Origin of the sequence: uncultured Exiguobacterium sp., from assembly GCF_964277885.1 — a bacterium.
Classification (GTDB): domain Bacteria; phylum Bacillota; class Bacilli; order Exiguobacteriales; family Exiguobacteriaceae; genus Exiguobacterium_A.
Genome location: NZ_CAXYJR010000005.1, coordinates 575,965 through 596,962 on the forward strand (window position 1 = coordinate 575,965; position 20,998 = coordinate 596,962).

General features: G+C 46.8%; 19 protein-coding genes. 15 read left to right on the plus strand and 4 right to left on the minus strand.

All coding sequences use genetic code 11. The features are described from left to right. Positions 1–290 precede the first annotated feature (290 nt). Entirely contained in the window at positions 291–896 is a 606-nt protein-coding gene (locus ACHWTJ_RS04605; RefSeq protein WP_294740412.1) for a 3D domain-containing protein, read from the plus strand. Positions 897–1,004: 108 nt separating this feature from the next. Here ACHWTJ_RS04605 and ACHWTJ_RS04610 read toward each other — a convergent pair whose 3' ends face one another. Continuing rightward, complete coding sequence (locus tag ACHWTJ_RS04610) at positions 1,005–1,442, minus strand: universal stress protein (protein WP_294740413.1); 438 nt, start codon at positions 1,440–1,442, stop codon at positions 1,005–1,007. 154 nt (positions 1,443–1,596) lie between these two features. Here ACHWTJ_RS04610 and ACHWTJ_RS04615 point away from each other — a divergent pair, with 154 nt between their 5' ends. After that, positions 1,597–2,322: an SDR family oxidoreductase gene (locus ACHWTJ_RS04615; RefSeq protein WP_294740414.1), complete on the plus strand. Its 726-nt coding sequence runs from the start codon at positions 1,597–1,599 to the stop codon at positions 2,320–2,322. A gap of 45 nt (positions 2,323–2,367) precedes the next feature. On the opposite strand, the gene ACHWTJ_RS04620 is transcribed toward ACHWTJ_RS04615, so the two are convergent. Continuing rightward, the gene (locus ACHWTJ_RS04620; RefSeq protein ID WP_294740415.1) at positions 2,368–3,471 is read right to left on the minus strand and encodes a Xaa-Pro peptidase family protein; all 1,104 of its coding nucleotides are present in this window, start codon (positions 3,469–3,471) and stop codon (positions 2,368–2,370) included. 155 nt (positions 3,472–3,626) lie between these two features. Between ACHWTJ_RS04620 and ACHWTJ_RS04625 the strand changes: the two genes are divergently transcribed. Next, positions 3,627–4,937, plus strand: a complete 1,311-nt coding sequence (locus tag ACHWTJ_RS04625; RefSeq protein WP_023469046.1) for a DRTGG domain-containing protein — start codon at positions 3,627–3,629, stop codon at positions 4,935–4,937. A 52-nt stretch (positions 4,938–4,989) separates the two neighbouring features. Here the strand turns inward: ACHWTJ_RS04625 and ACHWTJ_RS04630 are convergent, their stop codons facing one another. Then, positions 4,990–5,298, minus strand: a complete 309-nt coding sequence (locus tag ACHWTJ_RS04630; protein ID WP_035406252.1) for a YtpI family protein — start codon at positions 5,296–5,298, stop codon at positions 4,990–4,992. A 63-nt stretch (positions 5,299–5,361) separates the two neighbouring features. Here ACHWTJ_RS04630 and ACHWTJ_RS04635 point away from each other — a divergent pair, with 63 nt between their 5' ends. Beyond that, positions 5,362–6,297: a bifunctional oligoribonuclease/PAP phosphatase NrnA gene (locus ACHWTJ_RS04635; RefSeq protein ID WP_294740416.1), complete on the plus strand. Its 936-nt coding sequence runs from the start codon at positions 5,362–5,364 to the stop codon at positions 6,295–6,297. Positions 6,298–6,362: 65 nt separating this feature from the next. Here ACHWTJ_RS04635 and ACHWTJ_RS04640 read toward each other — a convergent pair whose 3' ends face one another. Then, positions 6,363–6,557 carry a hypothetical protein gene (locus ACHWTJ_RS04640; RefSeq protein WP_294740417.1) on the minus strand — a complete coding sequence of 65 codons (195 nt, stop codon included), beginning with the start codon at positions 6,555–6,557 and terminating at the stop codon, positions 6,363–6,365. A 147-nt stretch (positions 6,558–6,704) separates the two neighbouring features. On the opposite strand from ACHWTJ_RS04640, the gene dnaE reads away from it, so the two are divergent. The 11 genes from dnaE (at position 6,705) to ACHWTJ_RS04695 (ending at position 20,972) form a co-directional block, all read left to right on the plus strand. Continuing rightward, the gene (gene dnaE / locus ACHWTJ_RS04645) at positions 6,705–9,866 is read left to right on the plus strand and encodes a DNA polymerase III subunit alpha (RefSeq protein ID WP_394679199.1); all 3,162 of its coding nucleotides are present in this window, start codon (positions 6,705–6,707) and stop codon (positions 9,864–9,866) included. Between the two features lie 102 nt (positions 9,867–9,968). After that, a complete protein-coding gene (locus tag ACHWTJ_RS04650) occupies positions 9,969–10,487 on the plus strand; it encodes a FadR/GntR family transcriptional regulator (protein WP_238237553.1) in 519 nt (172 codons plus the stop codon). A gap of 21 nt (positions 10,488–10,508) precedes the next feature. After that, positions 10,509–11,369 carry an acetyl-CoA carboxylase, carboxyltransferase subunit beta gene (gene accD, locus ACHWTJ_RS04655; protein ID WP_294740419.1) on the plus strand — a complete coding sequence of 287 codons (861 nt, stop codon included), beginning with the start codon at positions 10,509–10,511 and terminating at the stop codon, positions 11,367–11,369. Next, positions 11,356–12,291 carry an acetyl-CoA carboxylase carboxyl transferase subunit alpha gene (gene accA / locus ACHWTJ_RS04660; RefSeq protein ID WP_294740420.1) on the plus strand — a complete coding sequence of 312 codons (936 nt, stop codon included), beginning with the start codon at positions 11,356–11,358 and terminating at the stop codon, positions 12,289–12,291. Before accD ends, accA begins: the two co-directional genes overlap by 14 nt. A gap of 147 nt (positions 12,292–12,438) precedes the next feature. Next, a complete protein-coding gene (pfkA, locus tag ACHWTJ_RS04665) occupies positions 12,439–13,407 on the plus strand; it encodes a 6-phosphofructokinase (protein ID WP_082318568.1) in 969 nt (322 codons plus the stop codon). A 65-nt stretch (positions 13,408–13,472) separates the two neighbouring features. Continuing rightward, positions 13,473–15,221 (plus strand): pyruvate kinase, encoded by a 1,749-nt coding sequence (pyk, locus tag ACHWTJ_RS04670; RefSeq protein WP_294740421.1) that lies wholly within the window; start codon positions 13,473–13,475, stop codon positions 15,219–15,221. 57 nt (positions 15,222–15,278) lie between these two features. Then, a complete protein-coding gene (locus ACHWTJ_RS04675) occupies positions 15,279–15,749 on the plus strand; it encodes a DUF441 domain-containing protein (protein WP_294740422.1) in 471 nt (156 codons plus the stop codon). A gap of 209 nt (positions 15,750–15,958) precedes the next feature. Then, positions 15,959–17,071 (plus strand): citrate synthase, encoded by a 1,113-nt coding sequence (gene citZ, locus ACHWTJ_RS04680; RefSeq protein ID WP_294740423.1) that lies wholly within the window; start codon positions 15,959–15,961, stop codon positions 17,069–17,071. A gap of 71 nt (positions 17,072–17,142) precedes the next feature. Continuing rightward, entirely contained in the window at positions 17,143–18,417 is a 1,275-nt protein-coding gene (gene icd / locus ACHWTJ_RS04685) for an NADP-dependent isocitrate dehydrogenase (protein ID WP_294740424.1), read from the plus strand. A gap of 22 nt (positions 18,418–18,439) precedes the next feature. Next, positions 18,440–19,378, plus strand: a complete 939-nt coding sequence (gene mdh, locus ACHWTJ_RS04690; protein ID WP_294740425.1) for a malate dehydrogenase — start codon at positions 18,440–18,442, stop codon at positions 19,376–19,378. A gap of 454 nt (positions 19,379–19,832) precedes the next feature. Further along, the gene (locus ACHWTJ_RS04695; protein WP_294745331.1) at positions 19,833–20,972 is read left to right on the plus strand and encodes a zinc-dependent alcohol dehydrogenase; all 1,140 of its coding nucleotides are present in this window, start codon (positions 19,833–19,835) and stop codon (positions 20,970–20,972) included. The last annotated feature ends 26 nt before the right edge of the window (positions 20,973–20,998 follow it).

Genomic DNA, 20,998 nt, shown 5'->3' on the forward strand with positions numbered 1-20,998 from the left:
ACTGAGTCGTTATTTCAACGATTCAGTCCTTTTTTGTATGAAATCTCAAAAAAATATATACGAACATATGATCTATTGTTACGGCGTTTGTCATATAACGAAAAAAGAATCGTCATCCTCGTAAAAATAAACCTAAAAAGGAGTGATTTCTTAAAAAAATGAGTCTTTTGTAACATAACGGTAATAGTACAGACATATTTTTGTGGTCTATATGTAACGGCACTCCCTCGTTTTGTCATGTATATTAATCTCAGTTAACAAACACGAAACAATGATGGAGGAGAAAATACATGATGAAACGGATGCTCGCAAGTGTTTTAACGGTCGTGTTAGCACTCAGTTCGTTCGCAGGTCTTCAAGCAGAAGCTGCAACTAAAAAAAGCGTCAAGTCAACAGTCGATAGCCTAGTCATTCGTCAAAAAGCTACTACTTCGTCGAAAAAACTCGGTCTTCTATATAAGAACCAAACGTTAGCATATAAAGCGAAAACAGGTAACTGGTACAAAGTAAGCTACAAAGGTAAAACGGCTTATCTAAGCGCAAAATACTCAAAACTCGTAAAATCGAGCGGATCGAAAAAACAATCTACCGGTGGTTGGAAAACAGTTACGAACGTAAGCGCAACAGCTTACACACCGTATGATCCAGGTAGTGGTAACTTGACAGCGATCGGTTGGAACATTAAAAGCTCGAAAAAGAAAGTCGTAGCGGTTGATCCTCGTGTCATTCCACTTCGTTCGACAGTGAAAGTGTATTACAAAGGGAAATTAAAAGGGACGTATACAGCTGCCGATACTGGTGGTGCCATCAAAGGGAAGAAGATGGATATCCTTTACTACTCTCGTTCAGAAGCATTCAACTGGGGTCGTCGTACGGTCACAGTAAAATACAAATGATTTCAAACCATCGGACATCGGTTCGATGGTTTTTTTATTTAAGTAGGTCGCTAAAAAGCCTCTCTTCCTTTGAGCTGAAGGAAGAGAGGCTTTTTCTGGAAGAGTGATTCATAAACGGACGATCAAGACGTCGCATTTGGCATACCGTGTAATGCTTTCAGATACACTACCGATGAAGAAACGCTCGACAGCGTTTAAACCAGTTGCGCCACAGATGATTAAATCGGCATCGTGATTAGGAGCAAGTTTTTTGGCGATCGTGACTTTGGGTGAGCCGTATTCGATCGCTACTTCGACTTCTTGTACACCACGATCTTGAGCGGTCTTGACGTACTCGTCTAGCAATTCCTGCGCATAAGATTCAGCACGTTCCGTGATGGTACGGTCATATGCTTCTACTGTTGCGAATGTCCGTGTATCAATGACGTGTGCGATGATCAATTTTGCATCATTTCGCAATGAAACATCGATTGCCGTCTCGAAGGCACGCTCTGCCTCTTTTGAGCCATCTACTGCTACAAGTACATTATGATAGACGATTGCCATGATGAATCCATCCCTTCGTAATCGATATGATGAGTACACCCTAATTATACCATTCTCTTACTGGAAGCGGACGAAACATTCGATGAGTTCTAAAAATTGTCCTTCCTTTCCGTTCCGTCGTAAGATGGAGTCAGTGAAAGGGGGCGATGCCAAGATGAGGCACGCGTTAATTACAGCAGGTACAAAAGGACTGGGAGAACGAGTAACACGCCAGTTGCTGGAAGAAGGGTGGAAAGTGACAGCGTTTCATCGTTCTGAACCCGAGTTTACACATCCGAATCTTGTGACGATTCAAGCAGACGTGACGAACCAAGAAGAATTGGAACGTGCAACTCAACAAGCGATTAATGAACAAGGTCGGATTGATGCGTTGATACTTAATGCAGGACCCTATATATTCGAACGAAAAGCGTTAGTGGATTATACTGATCAAGAATGGAACGAAGTCATCACAGGTAATCTGACCGCTAGTTTTTGGTTGTTACGTCAAGTATTGCCCGTCATGCGCAAACAAGCTTACGGTCGGATCATCACGTATGGTTTTCCAGAAAGCGCAACAGCGCCAGGATGGGTATGCCGGGCAGCGTTCGCCGCTGCTAAAAGCGGAATGGTGAGTCTGACGAAGAGTGTGGCGCTTGAAGAAGCGGAACATGGCATCACGGTCAATATGGTCAATCCAGGAAACATCGTTGGTGACAATAAGACGAAACGGATTTCTGAAGCGGAGCAAGATGAGGCGACACCGGTCGGAAGAACAGGTGTCGGGGAAGATATCGCCCGCGCCATCTCCTTCTTGCTAGCAGAAGAGTCTAGTATGATCACAGGAGCGATCCTTGATGTGACCGGTGGCGTCAACGTCGTCCATCAATCGCGTAAGTAAGCAAAAACACCTAATCCAAGCGATGGATTAGGTGTTTTTCTTAACTTAAGATGACGGAATGGATTGAAGATGTTTTGGTGTGCGAGTTAACGCAACTGGACCTTCCGCAGTCAGGTGGATATCATCTTCGATGCGGACACCGCCGACACCTGGGACATAAATGCCTGGTTCAAGCGTGTAGACGATACCAGCTTCAGCCGTCAGTAGGTTGTTTGACGCGAGGGATGGGAATTCATGAACCTCGATTCCGAGTCCGTGACCGACGCGGTGCGTGAAGTACTCTCCGTAGCCAGCATCTGTGATGACGTCGCGGGCTGCCTTATCTAACGAACCGAGCGTCGCACCGATCTGGCTCGCCTCTGTCGCGGCTTCGAGTGCTCGACGAACCGTTTCATAAATTTTCGTTTGTTCTTCGCTTGCTTCACCATAAATGAAGGTCCGTGTAATGTCCGAACAGTAGCCTTTCCACACGACACCGAGATCGAAGAGGACGAAGTCGCCGTCTTGGATGACGCGGTCACCGGGTACGCCGTGCGGATCCGCACTGTTGGCGCCAAATAGGACGAGCGTATCAAACGACATCTCGCGAACGCCTTTTTTCTTCATTTCATATTCAATCTTCGCGATGACTTCCATTTCTGTGACTCCAGGACGAATCGTTTGCTTACCGATTTCAATCGCTTCGTCCGCAAGTGCTGCTGCTTCTTGAAGGATAGCGATTTCTTCTGATGTTTTTTTCAAGCGTAATTTCTGCAGCGACTCACCAATATCAAGGATCGCGGCATTCTCAAGACGGGAGCTCAGTTCCTGATAGCGGCTGAACGTCATATGTTCACCTTCGATACCGATTCGGTTATTCGAGTGTTCGAATGTCGCGAATAATTCTGCTAGGCGATCGAAAGGATTTTCATGATCCTCATACGTGACGACGTCTCCTTCCCAAGGACTAGCTGCGACAATACTTGCTTCGAGTGCCGGGCAGAATAATACATGTTTACCGGTTACGTCGACGAGGACCGCCATGACACGTTCGTGGGGTTCAGCGTAGACTCCTGAAAAATAAAAGACATTCGCCTTCGAAGTGATGACAGCTAAATCGATTCCTTGTTCCTTTAAGAAATCACTAATTTGATTCGTGCGTTCGCTCATATATGACTCCACCTCTCTACTCATTTTCTACATAAGTATACCATCGTCCGATTCGAAAAACATTTATCGCAAATCAGACTAGTACACGTTTTCATCTTTCGAGTAGTACAGTATAATGACAGGAGAGTAGAAAAAAGGAAAAGAAGGGATACAGTATGCCTACGAAACACGAACAGATCATTCGACATATCGAAGATCTTGATGTTGGAACGAAGATTTCCGTCCGACAAATCGCGAAGGATTTGACCGTATCCGAAGGAACGGCCTATCGCGCCATCAAGGAAGCGGAGAATCTTGGTTTTGTCTCGACGATCGAACGAGTTGGAACGATTCGAATCAAAAAGAAACAAAAAGAAAATATCGAGAAGCTGACGTTTGCGGAAGTCGTGAACATCGTTGATGGTCAGGTTCTCGGTGGACGAAACGGATTACACAAGACACTGACAAAATTCGTCATTGGCGCAATGAAGCTCGAAGCGATGATGCGTTATATTGATGTTGACAGTCTCGTCATCATTGGAAATCGTGAAAAAGCGCATGAACTCGTGCTTGAAGCGGGAGCTGCTGTATTGATTACTGGTGGATTTGATACGACAGAGGATGCGAAACGATTGGCGGATGAGATGGAGTTACCGATCATTTCGACGTCATATGATACGTTCACGGTCGCGACGATGATCAACCGAGCGATTTACGACCGATTGATTAAAAAAGAAATTTTACTTGTCTCGGATATCCTGATCCCGTTACATGACACGTTCTATTTACAGACGACGGATCCGATTTCACGCTGGCATGAGTTGAATGAGCAGACGAAACACAACCGTTATCCCGTCATCGACGAACAAATGAAGGTCGTCGGTGTCGTGACAGCGAAGGACATTATTGACCGTCCACATGACTGGGCTGTTGAAAAAGTCATGACCCGTCATCCGATCACGGTTGGTATTCGAACGAGTGTCACGAATTCCGCGCATCAGATGGTCTGGGAAGGGATTGAGATGTTGCCGGTTATCGACCAATATGGACGATTGCTTGGGATCATTAGTCGACAAGACGTCCTCAAGGCATTGCAACTGGCGAATCGTCAACCTCAAGTCGGAGAGACGTTCGACGATTTGATCACAGGGCAAATCAAAGCAGCAGAGGACGAACGGGGACCGTACTTATCGCTTGAGGTTTCGCCACAAATGACGAACTTCATGGGGACTGCCTCGAGTGGTGTGTTGACGACGCTTCTAGTCGAAGGGGCGACGCGGATGTTGCGTCACATGAAGAAAGGTGACCTTGTCATCGAAAACGTCAGCATCTATTTCATTAAACCTGTTCAGATCGAGAGCACCGTAACGATTCGGGCCAATGTCTTTGACGTTGGTCGGAAATTCGGGAAAGTCGATGTCGAAATGTATCAAGGGACACAAATCGTAGCGAAAGCGCTCGTGACGTCCCAACTTATTGATCGTTAATGGTATATAAAAAAAACCGAAGTCAATTGACTTCGGTTCCTCTGAATCGCGCTCAGGATTGCTCCATCTCGCGGACGACATATGGATAAATCTTTTTGTACCGGATGAAACCAGCGATGAATGAGGCAACGCCGACGACGATTAAAATAGAACAGACGACTTTTCCGACGAGTGTCGTTAATCCGTTCCCGGAAACGAACTGATTGACGGCGAATAAGATGACGAACAGACTCAACCAAATGCTTGCTTGTGTATTGAACAAGTATTTTCGGTTCGTGCTTTTCGTATGGAACGCGCGGCGTTTTGCTAACAAATACCCACCAAGCGAGAAAACGATGAGAGCGATGAGGATGAATTGCATGTCAAAAGGACCTCCTTTTTATCTTCATCTCATATCATATCAAGATTAGAGGAGCTGTGCACAGTGAAAGAGCAAATCAAACAACTAATTGAAGCGGCAGATATGATCATCATTCATCGTCATGAACGACCAGATCCCGATGCACTCGGTAGTCAGTTCGGCTTACAATTGACACTACAACATCAATTCCCTGAAAAAACAGTTTTGGCGGCAGGTGAGATGGCAACATCACTGTCATTCATGGGGGAACTCGATCAGATAGACGATGAATTATACAAAGAGGCGTTAGTCGTGATTTTGGATACGGCGAATCAAGCGCGGATTGACGGGAAGGTCGCGATGACTGGGAAAGACGTTATTAAAATCGATCATCATCCGGATGAGGACCCATACGCACCAGTGCAACTCGTCGACACAACGATGAGTTCAACTTCGGAACTGCTCGTTCATGTATTAAACGAATGGGGGTACGACATTCCGGCGTCAGCTGCTATTCAATTCTACGCAGGAATCGTCGGTGACACGGGACGTTTCCAATTCCGTGGCACGACAAAACGGACCTTTGAAGTCGCGGCGCAATTAATTGATGCAGGGATTGATACAGACTGGTTATATCGGAATATGTATCAAACCGAACTTGCGGCGCTTCATTTGCAAGGGTATGTCCTTCAACATATTCAATTGACGGATCAAGGTGTCGGCTATGTTGTATTATCGCAAGACACATTAAAGCAGTTTGGAGCAACGGTTGAACAAGCCTCTTTACTCGTCAATAGTTTTGCTGGTTTGCAAGGAATGAAGTGCTGGGCGCTGTTCCTCGAAACGGATACGGAAGTTCGTGTCCGAATTCGTTCAAAAGGTCCGGTCATTAATGAAGTTGCAAAAGAATTCAATGGCGGTGGACATCCAATGGCGTCCGGTGCGACGATCGGACAGTTAAGTGAAGTCGAACGGGTCGTTGATCGTCTGAATGAGGTCGCTGCGAACTTCCAGTTTTAAATGGAAAAAAGGCTGCTCGGTCTCATTCCTCTCGTGAGGAAGTGGAGCGAACAGCCTTTTTATGCTTATTTCGTTTTTGTTTCGTCTTGCGGAATGAACCAAACGCCACGATCGGTGTGGTCTTCAATGACATTCAGTTGAAGTTCAGCGACCGATTTGCGAATCTTCTCAGCGATTTCTTCCGTTTCAGTAAAAGCAGTAACACCTAACTTGAGTTGTTCAACCTTTTCACGTGCGATTTGACTACGATTCAAAATCATGAGAAATGCTCCTTCCGTACCCGTCATGATATTTCTATACTTATTGTAGCGAATAATAAATCAGATGGCGAGTACTTGAGTTAGTTAGATATGAATGTTCTGAAAACTTTTTTAAAGCTTACATCAGAAGAGAAAGGAGAATAGAAGATGCACTTAAATGTCCGGACACAATATAGTCCATTACAAAGTTTGATTCGAATCGAGACGTACCTCGACGAGCTTGTTCGTCGTCAGCTTGGACGAGCAATCATCTGTGAAACGACATTAACCGGAGTTCCGGCATTCATCGATGCGTGTCAACGTCGACAGATACAACCGGTCATTGGCCTAGAACAGCAAATCGAGGAAGAAGAGTGTTGTATCTTATGGTTTGCTTTTTCTTCTGATGGCTTACGTCAATTGTACCGATTAGCTAGCGAACAACCGGTTACCGAAGCTTCGTCGCTCATCGCGGTACTCGTCCCGCTTCGTCAGGCATCGGAAGATATGACACGTCTCCGTCGTTCCGTCGTGCAGTGGATGGGATACGTCCAAGGGGCGCGTACATATATGGGGGTGACTTCGAGTCGCTCGACGGTCGAACGAGAGAGTCGTATACGTTATCGGGAAGTAGCCGCATCACTCGGTGTGGAGACGATCCCAGTCGATCCCGTCCGTTATCTTCGTCGAGATGAAGCGTCAGCCTATCAAGCGATACGTGCGATTCGCGAAGCAACGACATTCCAAGCTCAAAAGACAGACCGTCTGATGCATTTAAAAACTCGAGAAGAGTTACTCGAAGACTTTACGGAGCGAGAAATCACGATGGCTGAGCAATTTGCCGCGACCACTGAACGCTTAGAATTACCATTTCAGCAACGCCCGTTACCGCGTGTCGCAGAAGATTCGAATGCGATGCTGCGAACGCATGCTGAAGAAGGATTATTGGCACACGGTCATGAAAGTAAAGAGGCGCGGGAACGGCTCGCCTATGAACTGTCCGTCATCGAACAAACCGAATTTGCTGATTATTTCTTGATCGTCGAGGAACTTATCCGACGCGCAAAAGCGAAAGGCATCCATGTTGGACCGGGTCGTGGTTCAGCAGCCGGATCACTCGTCAGTTATGCGCTTGGGATCACAACGGTTGATCCGTTGAAGTATGGATTACTCTTTGAACGGTTCTTGAATCCAGAGCGGATCTCGATGCCGGATATCGATATCGATATCGAAGATGAACGACGCGAAGAGGTATTAGAAGATCTTGTGTCGCGTTATGGAAAAGACCATGTCGCTCAAATCGGAACAGTATCGACGCTTGGTGCTAAAGCCGCTCTGCGAGACGTCGGACGAACGCTGGAGTTTTCAAAAGACGAACTGGATGCTGCAGTCAAGCAGCTTGGGAAATCGACGACGTTACAAGGAATCGAACAAAATAAACAGACGTATCGCTGGTTCTCTGGAAGTGAAAAACGCCGACAGCTCTTGCAGCTGGCGCAAGCAGTCGAAGGTCTCCCGCGACAGCGTTCGGTTCACGCAGCCGGAGTCGTCATCGGGTCTGAGAATCTCGTCGAGACGACACCTGTCGAGACGGGACCAAACGAGCGATATGTGACCCAGTTCCTGATGCAGGCACTAGAGCGTCAAGGTTTGCTGAAGATCGACTTACTGGGACTCCGCAATCTCAGTCGTTTGCGTCGAATGGAAGAATTAATTCGAAGAGAACATCCCTCTTTTACGCTCGCGCAAATTCCAGAAGAAGATCGGGCGACGTTCCAGGTCTTTGCCCGCGCCGATACAGATGACATCTTCCAATTCGAATCGTCGGGTATGAAACAGACATTGCGTGAAGTGAAACCGAATCGATTCGAGGATTTGGTCGCCACGATGTCACTCTATCGTCCGGGACCGATGAAATTCATTGATCTGTACGCGAAACGAAAAGCCGGTCAACCTTATCAAATGGTGCATCCTGTCTTAGAAGAAGTACTGTCGTCCACATATGGCATCATCGTCTACCAGGAACAAGTCATGGAAATCACACGACGAGTGGCTGGTTTCACACTTGCGCAAGCCGATATATTACGACGTGCGATTTCCAAGAAAAGTACGGATTCGCTTGAACAGGAACGGATGCGTTTTCTAGAAGGTGCGCGATCAAACGGGTTCGATGACGCAATCGCTCAATCACTCTATGAACAAATTGAACGATTCGCCGGATATGGATTCAACCGAAGCCATGCAGTCGCCTACTCAAAGATTAGTTATGCTCTCGGGTATATCAAAGCGCATTTCCCGCAAATCTTCTTACTCGTTTCGGTGGAACAACCGGAACGCCTTGTCCGGTTGTTGCGCGAACGCCGTCTCCCTGTCCTATCGCCGGACGTATGGATTTCTGATTATCGTTCTTCATTAGAAGGCAAGGGGATTCGACTTGGAATCCATGTGATTAAAGGTATTTCCGAGCGAGAGTTCGAGCGGTTAAAAGAAGCGTCGAAGCACGCGGCGACGATCGCCGATCTATTGACTCACGTCGGATGGGGCAAAAAGGAACGGGCAAAAATCGAATTACTACTCTATAGTGGTGCATTAGACCGAGCGACGCACGGTGATCGTGGACTCGCTGAACAAGAGGTGCTCGAGTACTTCACGGAATCATCGAATACCTTATTGCCGGACGAACTAGCGATCCTCGGGAAACGCCGGACGCAGAAGTCATCGAAACGGAGCGATTCCGACTGGGCGCGTCTGGAACGAGACGCACTCGGGTTCTGGTTGACGTATTCTCCTTTGACGACAGCAATGAAAGCTCCGGTTGAATCTGTTTATTTTCATGATCTTAGTGTCGGAGCAGACACGCATTATTTAGTCTGCTATATTGATCAAATCCGAGAATTCAAGACGAAACGCGGTCAAACGATGGCGGTCATCCAGGCGGTCGATGGGTATTCGAATGAAGAAGTCGTTGTCTTCCCGAATCAATATGAACGGTTCCGTCGATCACTTTACTTAGGGAACGTCTTATTGATCGAGCTAAAGGTTCAAGATCGGGACGAGGAGCGTCAGTTCATTTTGGAACGTCTCCGGCCGCTCGGACAAGATGTGTTGTTCGTCAAGTTAACATCAAAAAATGAGCTAGCCACACTCGAACAGTTGTTAGAAGCGGCACCGGGCGACATTCCAGTCGTCGTTCGCTACGCTGATTCACGCGAGACAAAATCGTTACCGCCGCTTTATGCGGTGCGACATGATGAAGAATTACTAGCTCGTCTACGTATGCAGTTTGGTGAGGATCATGTCGTCCTGAAAAATGTCCCTCGCTCAAACTAGTAGTAGGTAATAAGATTTGTTATAATAAGGGGTAATTGGTCTGACCAATGCCACCGATGAAAGCAACCGACTGAAGGGTCAGAAAGGTGGTGCCGTATCGATATGGAGAAGAAACGTAATGCGTTTGAAGCCAATATCGCGGCGATTAAATTGATGATCGAACAAGATGGATTAGTTCCAGGAGACCGTATTCCATCAGAACGGGAACTGGCAGAACGACTATCCATCAGCCGACCGTCCGTACGAGAAGCATTACGGACGCTCGCTTATTTAGGCATCGTCGAGACACGACATGGAGGCGGAAGCTTTCTGTTGAACCGTGACGATCACACCTATATTCAAATCATCGCTCAATTCTTAGTGACTGGCGATTCGAAGTTCGAAGATTTGGCAGGAACGCTTCGCTTGCTTGAGCAAGCAGCGCTCGCGCAGCTGGATGACCTTTCGGTGCTTGCACCAGTCGTTGCATCCGATGCGGCGTTTCGTGAGACGTTGATTCAGACGGTCGATAACGATTTGTTTGAACGAATCTGGCGACAAGTCAATGCCTTCCATAAAAGCTTCGGTCAAGGGGAACTCTATACGCAGGCGGAACGGGAACAACTCTTGAACCGCCCATAGGATGACAAGGGGGAACTGAACGTGCAAGCATTTTTTCGAAAACCTAAAAAGTTCGTCACGTTGACTTCAAAGGAGCAACGTGTCGATGTGCCGGTTGGCTTAATGACAAAATGTCCGAAATGTAAATTGATCCAATATACGAAACAACTGGAGGCGAACTTACGCGTCTGTTCATGTGGGTATCATCACCCATTGACTGCGCAAGAACGTTTTACGCAATTATTCGATGAAGGTTCGGTGACATATTTTGACCTGCCGGCTGTTCAAGCGGATCCACTCGGATTTGAGAACTACCCGGAAAAATTAAAAGGCGACCAAGTCAGAACGGGTCTTGAGGAAGCGATCGTCTGTGGCGTCGGGAATGTGAATGGTCACCCACTCGTCGCTTGTGTCATGGATGCGCGATTCCGGATGGGCTCGATGGGCGCGGCAGTAGGTGCTGCGATTTCTGAAGCGGTTCGTTACGCGACGAAACATCGTCTACCTGTCACGATTTTCTCTGCTTCAGGCGGAGCACGGATGCAAGAAGGAATGGTCAGTCTCATGCAGATGGCGAAATCGAGTCTCTTCTTAAAGCAACATTCAGATGCAGGGTTACTTTATATTTCGTGTATGACTCATCCGACGACCGGTGGTGTATCTGCAAGTTTTGCGATGCTCGGTGATTTCAATATTGCTGAACCAGGTGCGCTAATTGGATTTGCCGGTCGCCGGATCATCGAACAGACGATTCGTGAAAAACTACCGGAAGATTTCCAAACAGCAGAATTCTTATTACAAGCAGGTCAACTGGACGATGTCGTATCACGACACGATTTGAAGACGTACTATACGCGAATCTTAAAGCTACATGCGGAGGGAACGAACCATGCAACCATTTGACCAACCAGTCATCGCGTTACGCGAAAAAATTCTTGAACTTCATGATATGGCGGAAACACAAGGACTTGATTTCAAGGAAGAGCTACAACTTCTTGAAGAACGCCTTCATCGGTTAGAACTCGATATTTACGGGAATATGAAAGCGTGGAATCGTGTTCAGTTGGCGCGCCATCCAGAACGTCCAACGACACTCGATTACATTGAATCAATTTGTGAAGATTTCATCGAACTCCACGGTGATCGTCATGGGTATGATGATGCAGCCATCGTTGGTGGAATCGGAACACTGAATGGTCGCCCCGTGACGATCATTGGTCATCAACGCGGAAAAGATACAAAAGAAAACATTCGTCGTAATTTCGGGATGCCACATCCAGAAGGATACCGAAAAGCACTGCGTCTCATGCAACAAGCGGAAAAATTCAATCGACCGATTATTACGTTCATCGACACGAAAGGGGCATACCCAGGGCGTGCGGCGGAAGAACGCGGTCAAAGTGAAGCCATCGCGAAGAACTTGTTTGAGATGGCTGGTATGACAGTGCCAATCATCTCGATCGTCATCGGTGAAGGCGGTTCAGGTGGTGCGTTAGGAATTGGCGTTTGTGATCAGCTCTTGATGCTTGAGAACTCGACCTATTCCGTCATCTCTCCTGAAGGAGCTGCAGCATTATTATGGAAAGATGCAAGTCTTGCGGAGAAGGCTGCGGAATCAATGAAAATCACAGCACCTGATTTATTGCGCCTCGGTATCGCGGATGCCATCATCCCTGAAGTCGTCGGAGGAGCTCATCTTGATGTGTCATTACAGGCGGATAAATTAAAAACTGTATTGGTACAGAAGCTCGAAACATTGGTTCATCTGACCAAGGAAGAGCTCATCGATCAGCGGACTGAAAAATATCACCAAATTGGCACATAAGCACCATGTAATCGCTATCATGATTGATAATCCTCATTTCCGGAATCAGTGATGAAAAAGCTAGTGAAAGTTTATGCAATCTGCCCTGTTGTAAAACAAGAAAACAACGTGCTATTTTAGATTCAGATTAATGGAGAGGTGATTAACGTGAGTTTAAAACGGATTGCTGTCTTAACGAGTGGCGGCGATGCACCCGGTATGAACGCTGCGGTGCGTGCTGTCACGCGTAAAGCGATTTTTCATGGCTTAGAAGTATTCGGTGTCTACAATGGCTACCAAGGATTAATTAACGGAGATCTCGTTCAATTAAATCTTGGCTCAGTCGGGGATATCATTCAACGAGGTGGAACGTTCTTACGTTCGGCACGTTGCCCTGAGTTCCGTACCGAAGAAGGACGAGCAAAAGCGGTTGTCAATCTTAAGAAATTTGAAATTGATGCACTCGTCGTCGTAGGCGGAGACGGGTCGTATCGTGGTGCCCAAAAATTGACGGGACTCGGCTTCCCGACGATCGGTCTTCCAGGTACGATCGATAATGATATTCCAGGAACGGACTATACGATCGGTTTCGATACGGCGCTTAACACAGCGCTTGAAGCGATCGATAAAATCCGTGATACGGCATCGTCGCATGAGCGGACGTATGTCATCGAGGTCATGGGACGCGATGCAGGTGATATCGCATTATATGCAGGACTTGCTGGTGGAGCGGAATCGATTCTTGTTCCTGAACGTCCTGAGGATTTAAAAGAAGTTCTTTCTCGTATTCAAAGTGGGGTTGATCGAGGGAAGAAACACTCGATCGTCATCGTCGCTGAAGGAGCAGGTCGCGCACAAGATGTTGGTGACGCTATCGCAAAAGAAACAGGTCTCGATACACGTGTCACGGTTCTCGGTCACGTTCAACGTGGTGGAGCACCAACGGCAGCAGACCGTGTACTTGCAAGTCGGATGGGGGCACATGCCGTCGAAATCCTGCTTGAAGGAAAACAAGGACGCGTCGTAGGTGTGCGTGGTGGTAAAATGATTGATCTCGATATCGATGAGGCACTCGACGAGAATAAACATGAGCTGGACCTTGAAATCCTCGAGCTTTCAAAACAGCTTTCGATTTAACGAACGTCGATAGGATTGGAATGGGCAAGAGAACTTGGCCAAACACCGTAGGAGGTTTATGGAATATGCGTAGAACTAAAATTGTATGTACGATCGGACCGGCGTCAGAAAAACGTCTTCCAGAAATGATCGAAGCAGGTATGAACGTCGCTCGTTTGAACTTCTCACACGGCGATTATGAAGAACACGGTGCACGAATCACGGATATCCGTCGTGCAGCAAAAGAAGCAAACAAAATCGTTACGATTCTTCTTGATACGAAAGGTCCAGAAATCCGGACACATACGTTTGAAGATGGAAAAGCACTTCTCGTTCGTGGACAAGAAGTCATCGTCGTCAGTGGTGACGCAAACGAAATCGTCGGAACAAAAGATAAGTTCTCTGTTACGTATGAAGGACTTTATGATGACGTCGAAGTTGGTTCGATGATCATGCTTGATGATGGTCTCATCGGTCTTCGTGTAATTGAAAAACTTCCAAACCGTGAACTTCGTTGCTCGATCGAAAACGAAGGTGTCATTAAAACGAAAAAAGGTGTCAACTTGCCAAACGTGAAGGTTAACCTTCCTGCTTTGACTGATAAAGACGTAGCTGACATCGAATTCGGAATTAAGAGTGATGTCGACTTGATCGCACCATCATTCGTGCGCCGTGCGTCTGATGTCGTTGCGATTCGTCAATTGCTTGAGAAAAACAACGCGACTCACATCAAAATCTTCCCGAAAATCGAGAATCAAGAAGGTGTCGATAACATCGAAGAAATCCTCGCGATTTCAGACGGTTTGATGGTAGCGCGTGGTGACCTCGGTATCGAGATCCCAACAGAAGACGTGACACCAACTCAAAAAGACTTGATCAAGCTTTGTAATGACTTCGGTAAACCGGTCATCACAGCAACACAAATGCTTGATTCGATGCAACGTTTCCCACGTCCAACACGTGCTGAAGCATCAGACGTCGCGAACGCGATTCTTGATGGTACGGATGCGATCATGCTTTCAGGTGAGACAGCAGCAGGGGATTACCCGATTGAATCTGTCAAAATGATGCACTCGATCGCGAAACGTACAGAAAAAATGCTCGACTATAAACTCTTGTTGAAAGATCGTCAGACACGCAGTGAGCACACAGTAACGGATGCGATCGCTCAAGCCGTTACGCATACAGCAATCAACTTGGATGCAAAAGCAATCTTGACACCGACACAATCGGGTTACACAGCAGCACGTATCTCGAAATACCGTCCGGAGCCTAACATCGTCGCTGTTACACCAAGCGCACGTGTCGCACGTCAGTTGAACATCGTTTGGGGCGTATACCCAATCGTCGTCGATCATCTCTCAGACAACACGGATGATATGTTGACACTTGCCGCTGATACAGCGAAAGAGGCTGGTTTCGTCACAGACGGTGACCTCGTCGTCATCTCGGCTGGTATCCCTGCATTGACTGCTGGTACAACGAACATGTTGAAAGTCCACATCGTTGGTAAAGAGATCGCGAACGGTCGCGGAATCGGCGAACGTGGTGTCGTTGGTGAAGTCGTCATCGCAAACAATGCTGAAGAAGCAAACGCGAAAGCAAAACCTGGTATGATCCTCGTTACGAACTCAACAGATCGTGACATGATGCCTGCAATCGAGATGGCTGCAGCAATGATCACAGTTGATGGCGGATTGACAAGCCATGCTGGAATCGTTGGACCATCACTCGGTAAACCAGTCATCGTTGGTGTCGAAGATGCATTGACAGTCTTCAAAGACGGTCAAATGATCTCAATCGATCCATTGACAGGTAAACTGTATAACGCATAATCCATTCATGACGGACGTGACTTAGGTCATGTCCGTCTTTTTTCATGAGGAGGACGTATGGAAGCTTATCTATTTTTGATTGCCCTCGTCTTCATCGGGGTCATCGCACAAAATAAATCATTGATTATCGCTGCAGCCTTCCTATTGATTGTCAAGGCGATCGGACTGGATGGTCGACTGTTTCCTTCTTTGCAGGCGAAAGGAATCACGTGGGGCGTCACATTGATCACGGCAGCAATCCTCGTACCGATTGCTGCAGGGGATATCGGCTTTAAGGAACTTATTCAAAGTATTCGAGGACACATCGGTATCATTTCCTTTTTATCAGGCATTTTCGTTGCAATCGTCGCAGCACACGGTGTCGGACTGATGAAAGAAGATCCACTCGTCACGACGGCATTGCTTGCCGGAACGATTCTCGCAGTTGGTATCTTCCGAGGAGTACCTGTTGGTCCGCTGATTGGTGCTGGTATTGCTGCGCTCGTCATCGGGATGTGGGATGTCATCGCAAAAACGTTCACGGGATGAGCGAGGGATATGAATTAATTTTTTGATAATAGTATGCAAGTTCATTCACTTTTTGGGTAATTTTGTTTATACTAAGAACAGAAACAAGATGGTCTATTCAAGAGTACAGCGGTACAAGCATGGGGAACGACTCTTGAGTGGACGTCTTTTTTTCAATACGGAAATGAAAGCGTTTTAAATTTCTGGGGAAAAAAAGGGGGATTATTGTCATGACGCAAACTAAAGGTTTAGAAGGAATCGTCGCGACTACATCGAAAATCAGTTCGATCATCGATGGTCAATTGACGTATGGCGGTTATACGATTGATGATTTGGCGGAGCACGCCTCATTTGAGGAAGTCGTCTTCTTATTGTGGAACGACCGTCTACCAAAAGAAGAGGAATTAAAGCAACTTTCGGAAGCATTGATTTCCGAAGCGCCAGTTGCGACTGCCGTTCTCGAGACGATGAAGGCAGCACCAAAGTCGGCGAATGCGATGGCGACGATTCGGACAGCGCTCTCTCAACTCGCGCTTTACGATGAAACATCGGAAGATATGTCGACAGAGGCGAATTACGCTAAAGCCATCAAATTACAAGCGCAAATCGCAACACTCGTCACAGCGTATGCGCGTATCAAAAAAGGACAAGAACCAATCGCACCTAAAACAGGTCTTTCTTACGCTGGAAACTTCCTGTTCATGTTGACAGGCGAAGAGCCGACAGAAGTTGCTGAAAAAGCGTTTAATCAAGCGCTTGTTCTTCATGCAGATCACGAGTTAAACGCTTCGACGTTCACGGCACGTGTTTGTGTTGCGACACTCTCTGACGTCTACTCAGGTGTGACGGCAGCGATGGGCGCATTAAAAGGACCTCTTCACGGTGGAGCGAACGAAGCTGTCATGAAGATGTTGCTTGAAATTGATTCGGTTGAAAAGGTTGACGAGTATGTTCATAATAAACTTGAGAACAAGCAAAAAATCATGGGCTTCGGTCACCGTGTCTACAAAGACGGCGACCCACGTGCGAAGCACCTTCAGGAAATGAGTCGTCAGCTGACCGCTCAAATCGGGGAACCGAAATGGTATGAGATGTCAGTTAAGATCGACGAAATCGTCCAGTCGGAAAAAGGATTGAAACCAAACGTTGATTTCTACTCCGCTTCTACGTACCATGCACTTGGACTTGATACAGAACTATTCACTCCAATCTTTGCAGTAAGTCGGATGTCAGGTTGGTTGGCGCACATTTTAGAGCAGTATAGCGATAATCGTCTGATTCGCCCACGTGCAGATTACACGGGTGAAACGCACCGGACATACGTGTCCATCGAAGAACGTTAAAAGGACGGAGAGGAGTAATCCTCTCCTGATTTTTGATGTAGATTACAATTACTTAAGGGGGATTTTTAGACATGGCTACACTTCAAGGCGAAAACATTACAGTAACGAACGGTACACTTCAAGTTCCAAACTCTCCAATCATTCCATTCATCATTGGTGACGGAACAGGACCTGACATCTGGAACGCAGCGGTACGTGTATTTGATGCAGCAGTTGAAAAAGCATACAACGGTGAGAAGAAGATTGAATGGAAAGAAGTCTACGCTGGCGAAAAAGCATTCAACAAGACAGGCAACTGGTTGCCGGAAGAGACACTTGATCTCATCCGTGAGCACATCATTGCAATCAAAGGACCACTTACGACACCAGTCGGCGGCGGTATTCGTTCATTGAACGTTGCACTTCGTCAAGAGCTTGACTTATACACATGCCTTCGCCCAGTTCGTTACTTCACAGGTGTACCTTCACCGGTTAAACGCCCAGAAGATACAGATATGGTCATCTTCCGTGAGAACACTGAAGATATCTACGCAGGAATCGAATATGCAGAAGGCAGCGAAGGTGCTGAAAAACTGCTTCAATTCCTTCAAAACGAAATGGGTGTCAATAAAATCCGTTTCCCTGAGACATCTGGTCTTGGAATCAAACCGATTTCAAAAGAGGGAACAGAACGCCTCGTTCGTGCAGCAATCGAATATGCACTCGAGAACAAACGTGCTTCACTGACACTCGTTCATAAAGGAAACATCATGAAGTTCACTGAAGGAGCTTTCAAAAATTGGGGTTATGAGCTTGCTGAGCGTGAATATGCAGAGCACGTCTTCACTTGGAACCAGTATGATCGTATCAAAGAAGAAGAAGGAACAGATGCTGCGAACAAAGCACAAGCAGACGCAGAAGCTGCTGGTAAATTGATCGTAAAAGATTCAATCGCTGATATCTTCTTACAACAAATCTTGACTCGTCCAAAAGAGTTTGATGTCGTTGCGACAATGAACCTGAACGGTGACTACATCTCGGATGCACTTGCTGCACAAGTCGGTGGTATCGGAATCGCACCTGGAGCAAACATCAACTACATGACAGGTCACGCAATCTTTGAAGCAACTCACGGTACAGCACCGAAATACGCTGGACTCGATAAAGTAAACCCATCATCTGTCATCTTGTCAGGCGAAATGATGTTCCGTCACCTCGGTTGGAACGAAGCAGCAGATCTCATCATCAAATCAATGGAAACATCGATTGAATCGAAAGTCGTCACATACGACTTCGCGCGTCTCATGGATGGTGCGACTGAAGTGAAGTGTTCTGAATTCGCGGACGAACTCATCAAAAACATGTAATCCGATCAGGAGGAATGAGTCGATGAACAGACGGAAGAAGATCGCAGTCATTGGAAGTGGCTTTACGGGAGCGACGACGGCACTCTATCTTGCTCAACGAGAGCTAGGAGATATCGTCCTCGTCGACCGGCCAGAGCAAGAAAATCCGACGAAAGGAAAGGCGCTCGATATACAAGAAGCAGCGCCAATCATCGGATTTGATGCTTCGGTAAAAGGGACATCGGATTATGCGGACATCAACGGTGCGGATATCGTCGTCATCACTGCCGGTATCGCGCGAAAGCCGGGTATGAGCCGTGAAGACCTCGTGAGTACGAATGCTGCCGTCATGACAGCTGTGACGAAGGAAGTCGTCGCGCATGCGCCGGAATCAATCATCATTGTTTTGACGAACCCTGTCGATGCGATGACGTATACGGTCTATCAAGCATCTGGTTTTCCGAAAGAGCGTGTCATTGGTCAATCCGGCGTCCTCGACACAGCACGTTTCCGGACATTCTTAGCAGAAGAACTCAACGTTTCTGTGAAGGACGTATCGGGGTTCGTGCTTGGTGGACACGGAGATGATATGGTACCGCTACTGCGCTATTCGCAAGTAGGGGGAATCCCGATTGAGAAGCTCGTATCGAAAGAACGATTGGATGCGATCGTTGACCGGACCCGTAAAGGGGGCGGTGAAATCGTTCAGTTACTCGGAAACGGTTCCGCTTATTACGCACCGGCAGCGGCAATCGCTGAGATGGTTGAAGCGATCTTGAAGGACCAACGACGTATTCTTCCGGCCATCGCTTATCTCGAAGGCGAATACGGATACAACGATATGTACTTTGGTGTACCGGTCATCCTTGGTGGGAATGGTGTCGAGCATGTCTACGAACTCGAACTGACTGCCGATGAACAAGAAGCGCTGAACCGATCTGCGTCTACCGTCCGTTCAGTACTCGACTTATTAAAATCCTGAATCTAAAAAAGACGAATCTGTCACTTTCGACAGGTTCGTCTTTTTCGCCTTTTCATAATCGATAAGGCGAGGCATGGTGTGATAATTTAGCATACCAAGGACAGACCAGTATGAGCAGAAATGTGAACCATGGAACCAAATAACCGATTCGAAGGAAGTAACCTTGGTGTTCCATATGGAGGTGCTGTGGATTCTGACAATACGGGCAAGGTAGTCCGTGAGCAGACCATATCAAACGATAAATCGTTCGAGCAGACCAAGATTGACGACAAACAGTACAGCGTGCCACGAGATAGGCTCCTTTCATATATGAGCGTGTAATATAAATTGCTTATTTCACATCATACGATCCATGTAGGATAAAAGTTCCAATTTTAAAAAACATGCAGAATAAATGCTTGTATTAGGGTAAGGACAAAGGTACGTCATTTTATTCCACTAAGGGGGATTCCACATGCGCGCCGTAACGTACCAAGGAACTAAAGATGTCCAAGTCAAACAAGTCAAGGATCCATCGATTGACAAAAACGATGATATCATCGTGAAAATCACGTCGACCGCGATTTGTGGTTCGGATTTACACATCTATCAAGGAAATATGCCGGCTCACAAAGACTATGTCATTGGTCATGAACCAATGGGCATCGTTGAGGAAGTTGGACCAGACGTGACGAAGGTCAAGCGGGGAGACCGTGTCGTGTTACCGTTCAACGTTGCTTGTGGTCACTGTTTCTTTTGCGAACATGATATGGAGAGTCAATGCGATAACTCAAACGGAAATCCGCATGTCGATACAGGCGGATACTTCGGTTTTACAGAAGAGTTTGGTGGACATCCCGGTGGTCAAGCGGAATATTTAAAAGTGCCGTTCGGAAATTTCATGCCACTCGTGATTCCTGAATCGTGTGAACTAGAAGATGAAGCATTGTTGTTCTTGTCTGACGTTTTACCTACAGCATATTGGAGCGTCTTACATGCTGGTGTGAAAAAAGGGGATACGGTCGTCGTACTCGGATCGGGACCGGTCGGACTGATGACACAAAAATTCGCATGGATGCAGGGTGCGAAACGTGTCATTGCGGTGGATGATCAAGTCTATCGATTAAATCACGCCAAAGTGACAAATAAAGTCGAAACGGTGAATTTTTCAGATCATGCAGAAAGTGGTGCTTACATTAAAGAATTGACGCAAGGTGGGGCAGACGTCGTCATTGATTGCGTCGGTTTTGATGGGAAGATGTCACCTGTTGAAAAAATCGAACAAAAGATTGGTCTGCAAGGAGGCACGTTGAGTGCGATCGATATTGCGAAGGACGCTGTCCGGAAGTTTGGTACCGTACAGTTGACGGGCGTTTACGCTAAAAAATACAATCAGTTCCCACTTGGCGATTTCTTTACCCGGAATATCACACTGAAAATGGGACAAGCTCCCGTCGTCCATTTGATGCCGGAACTGTTCCAGAAAATCATCAATAAGGAATTTGATCCGACGGACATCGTGACGCATCGAGTGGCACTCGATGATGCTGCGTCTGCCTATCAAACATTTAATGATCGGACAGATGGATGTATCAAGGTCGTCTTGAAACCATAAGTTATCTCATATGCAAACAGCCCATC

Coding starts and splice junctions, on each gene's coding strand:
- ACHWTJ_RS04605 (WP_294740412.1), top strand. CDS start 291: ATGATGAAACGGATGCTCGCAAGTGTTTTAACGGTCGTGTTAGCACTC.
- ACHWTJ_RS04610 (WP_294740413.1), bottom strand. CDS start 1,442: ATGGCAATCGTCTATCATAATGTACTTGTAGCAGTAGATGGCTCAAAA.
- ACHWTJ_RS04615 (WP_294740414.1), top strand. CDS start 1,597: ATGAGGCACGCGTTAATTACAGCAGGTACAAAAGGACTGGGAGAACGA.
- ACHWTJ_RS04620 (WP_294740415.1), bottom strand. CDS start 3,471: ATGAGCGAACGCACGAATCAAATTAGTGATTTCTTAAAGGAACAAGGA.
- ACHWTJ_RS04625 (WP_023469046.1), top strand. CDS start 3,627: ATGCCTACGAAACACGAACAGATCATTCGACATATCGAAGATCTTGAT.
- ACHWTJ_RS04630 (WP_035406252.1), bottom strand. CDS start 5,298: ATGCAATTCATCCTCATCGCTCTCATCGTTTTCTCGCTTGGTGGGTAT.
- ACHWTJ_RS04640 (WP_294740417.1), bottom strand. CDS start 6,557: ATGATTTTGAATCGTAGTCAAATCGCACGTGAAAAGGTTGAACAACTC.
- dnaE (WP_394679199.1), top strand. CDS start 6,705: ATGCACTTAAATGTCCGGACACAATATAGTCCATTACAAAGTTTGATT.
- ACHWTJ_RS04650 (WP_238237553.1), top strand. CDS start 9,969: ATGGAGAAGAAACGTAATGCGTTTGAAGCCAATATCGCGGCGATTAAA.
- accA (WP_294740420.1), top strand. CDS start 11,356: ATGCAACCATTTGACCAACCAGTCATCGCGTTACGCGAAAAAATTCTT.
- pyk (WP_294740421.1), top strand. CDS start 13,473: ATGCGTAGAACTAAAATTGTATGTACGATCGGACCGGCGTCAGAAAAA.
- ACHWTJ_RS04675 (WP_294740422.1), top strand. CDS start 15,279: ATGGAAGCTTATCTATTTTTGATTGCCCTCGTCTTCATCGGGGTCATC.
- citZ (WP_294740423.1), top strand. CDS start 15,959: ATGACGCAAACTAAAGGTTTAGAAGGAATCGTCGCGACTACATCGAAA.
- icd (WP_294740424.1), top strand. CDS start 17,143: ATGGCTACACTTCAAGGCGAAAACATTACAGTAACGAACGGTACACTT.
- mdh (WP_294740425.1), top strand. CDS start 18,440: ATGAACAGACGGAAGAAGATCGCAGTCATTGGAAGTGGCTTTACGGGA.
- ACHWTJ_RS04695 (WP_294745331.1), top strand. CDS start 19,833: ATGCGCGCCGTAACGTACCAAGGAACTAAAGATGTCCAAGTCAAACAA.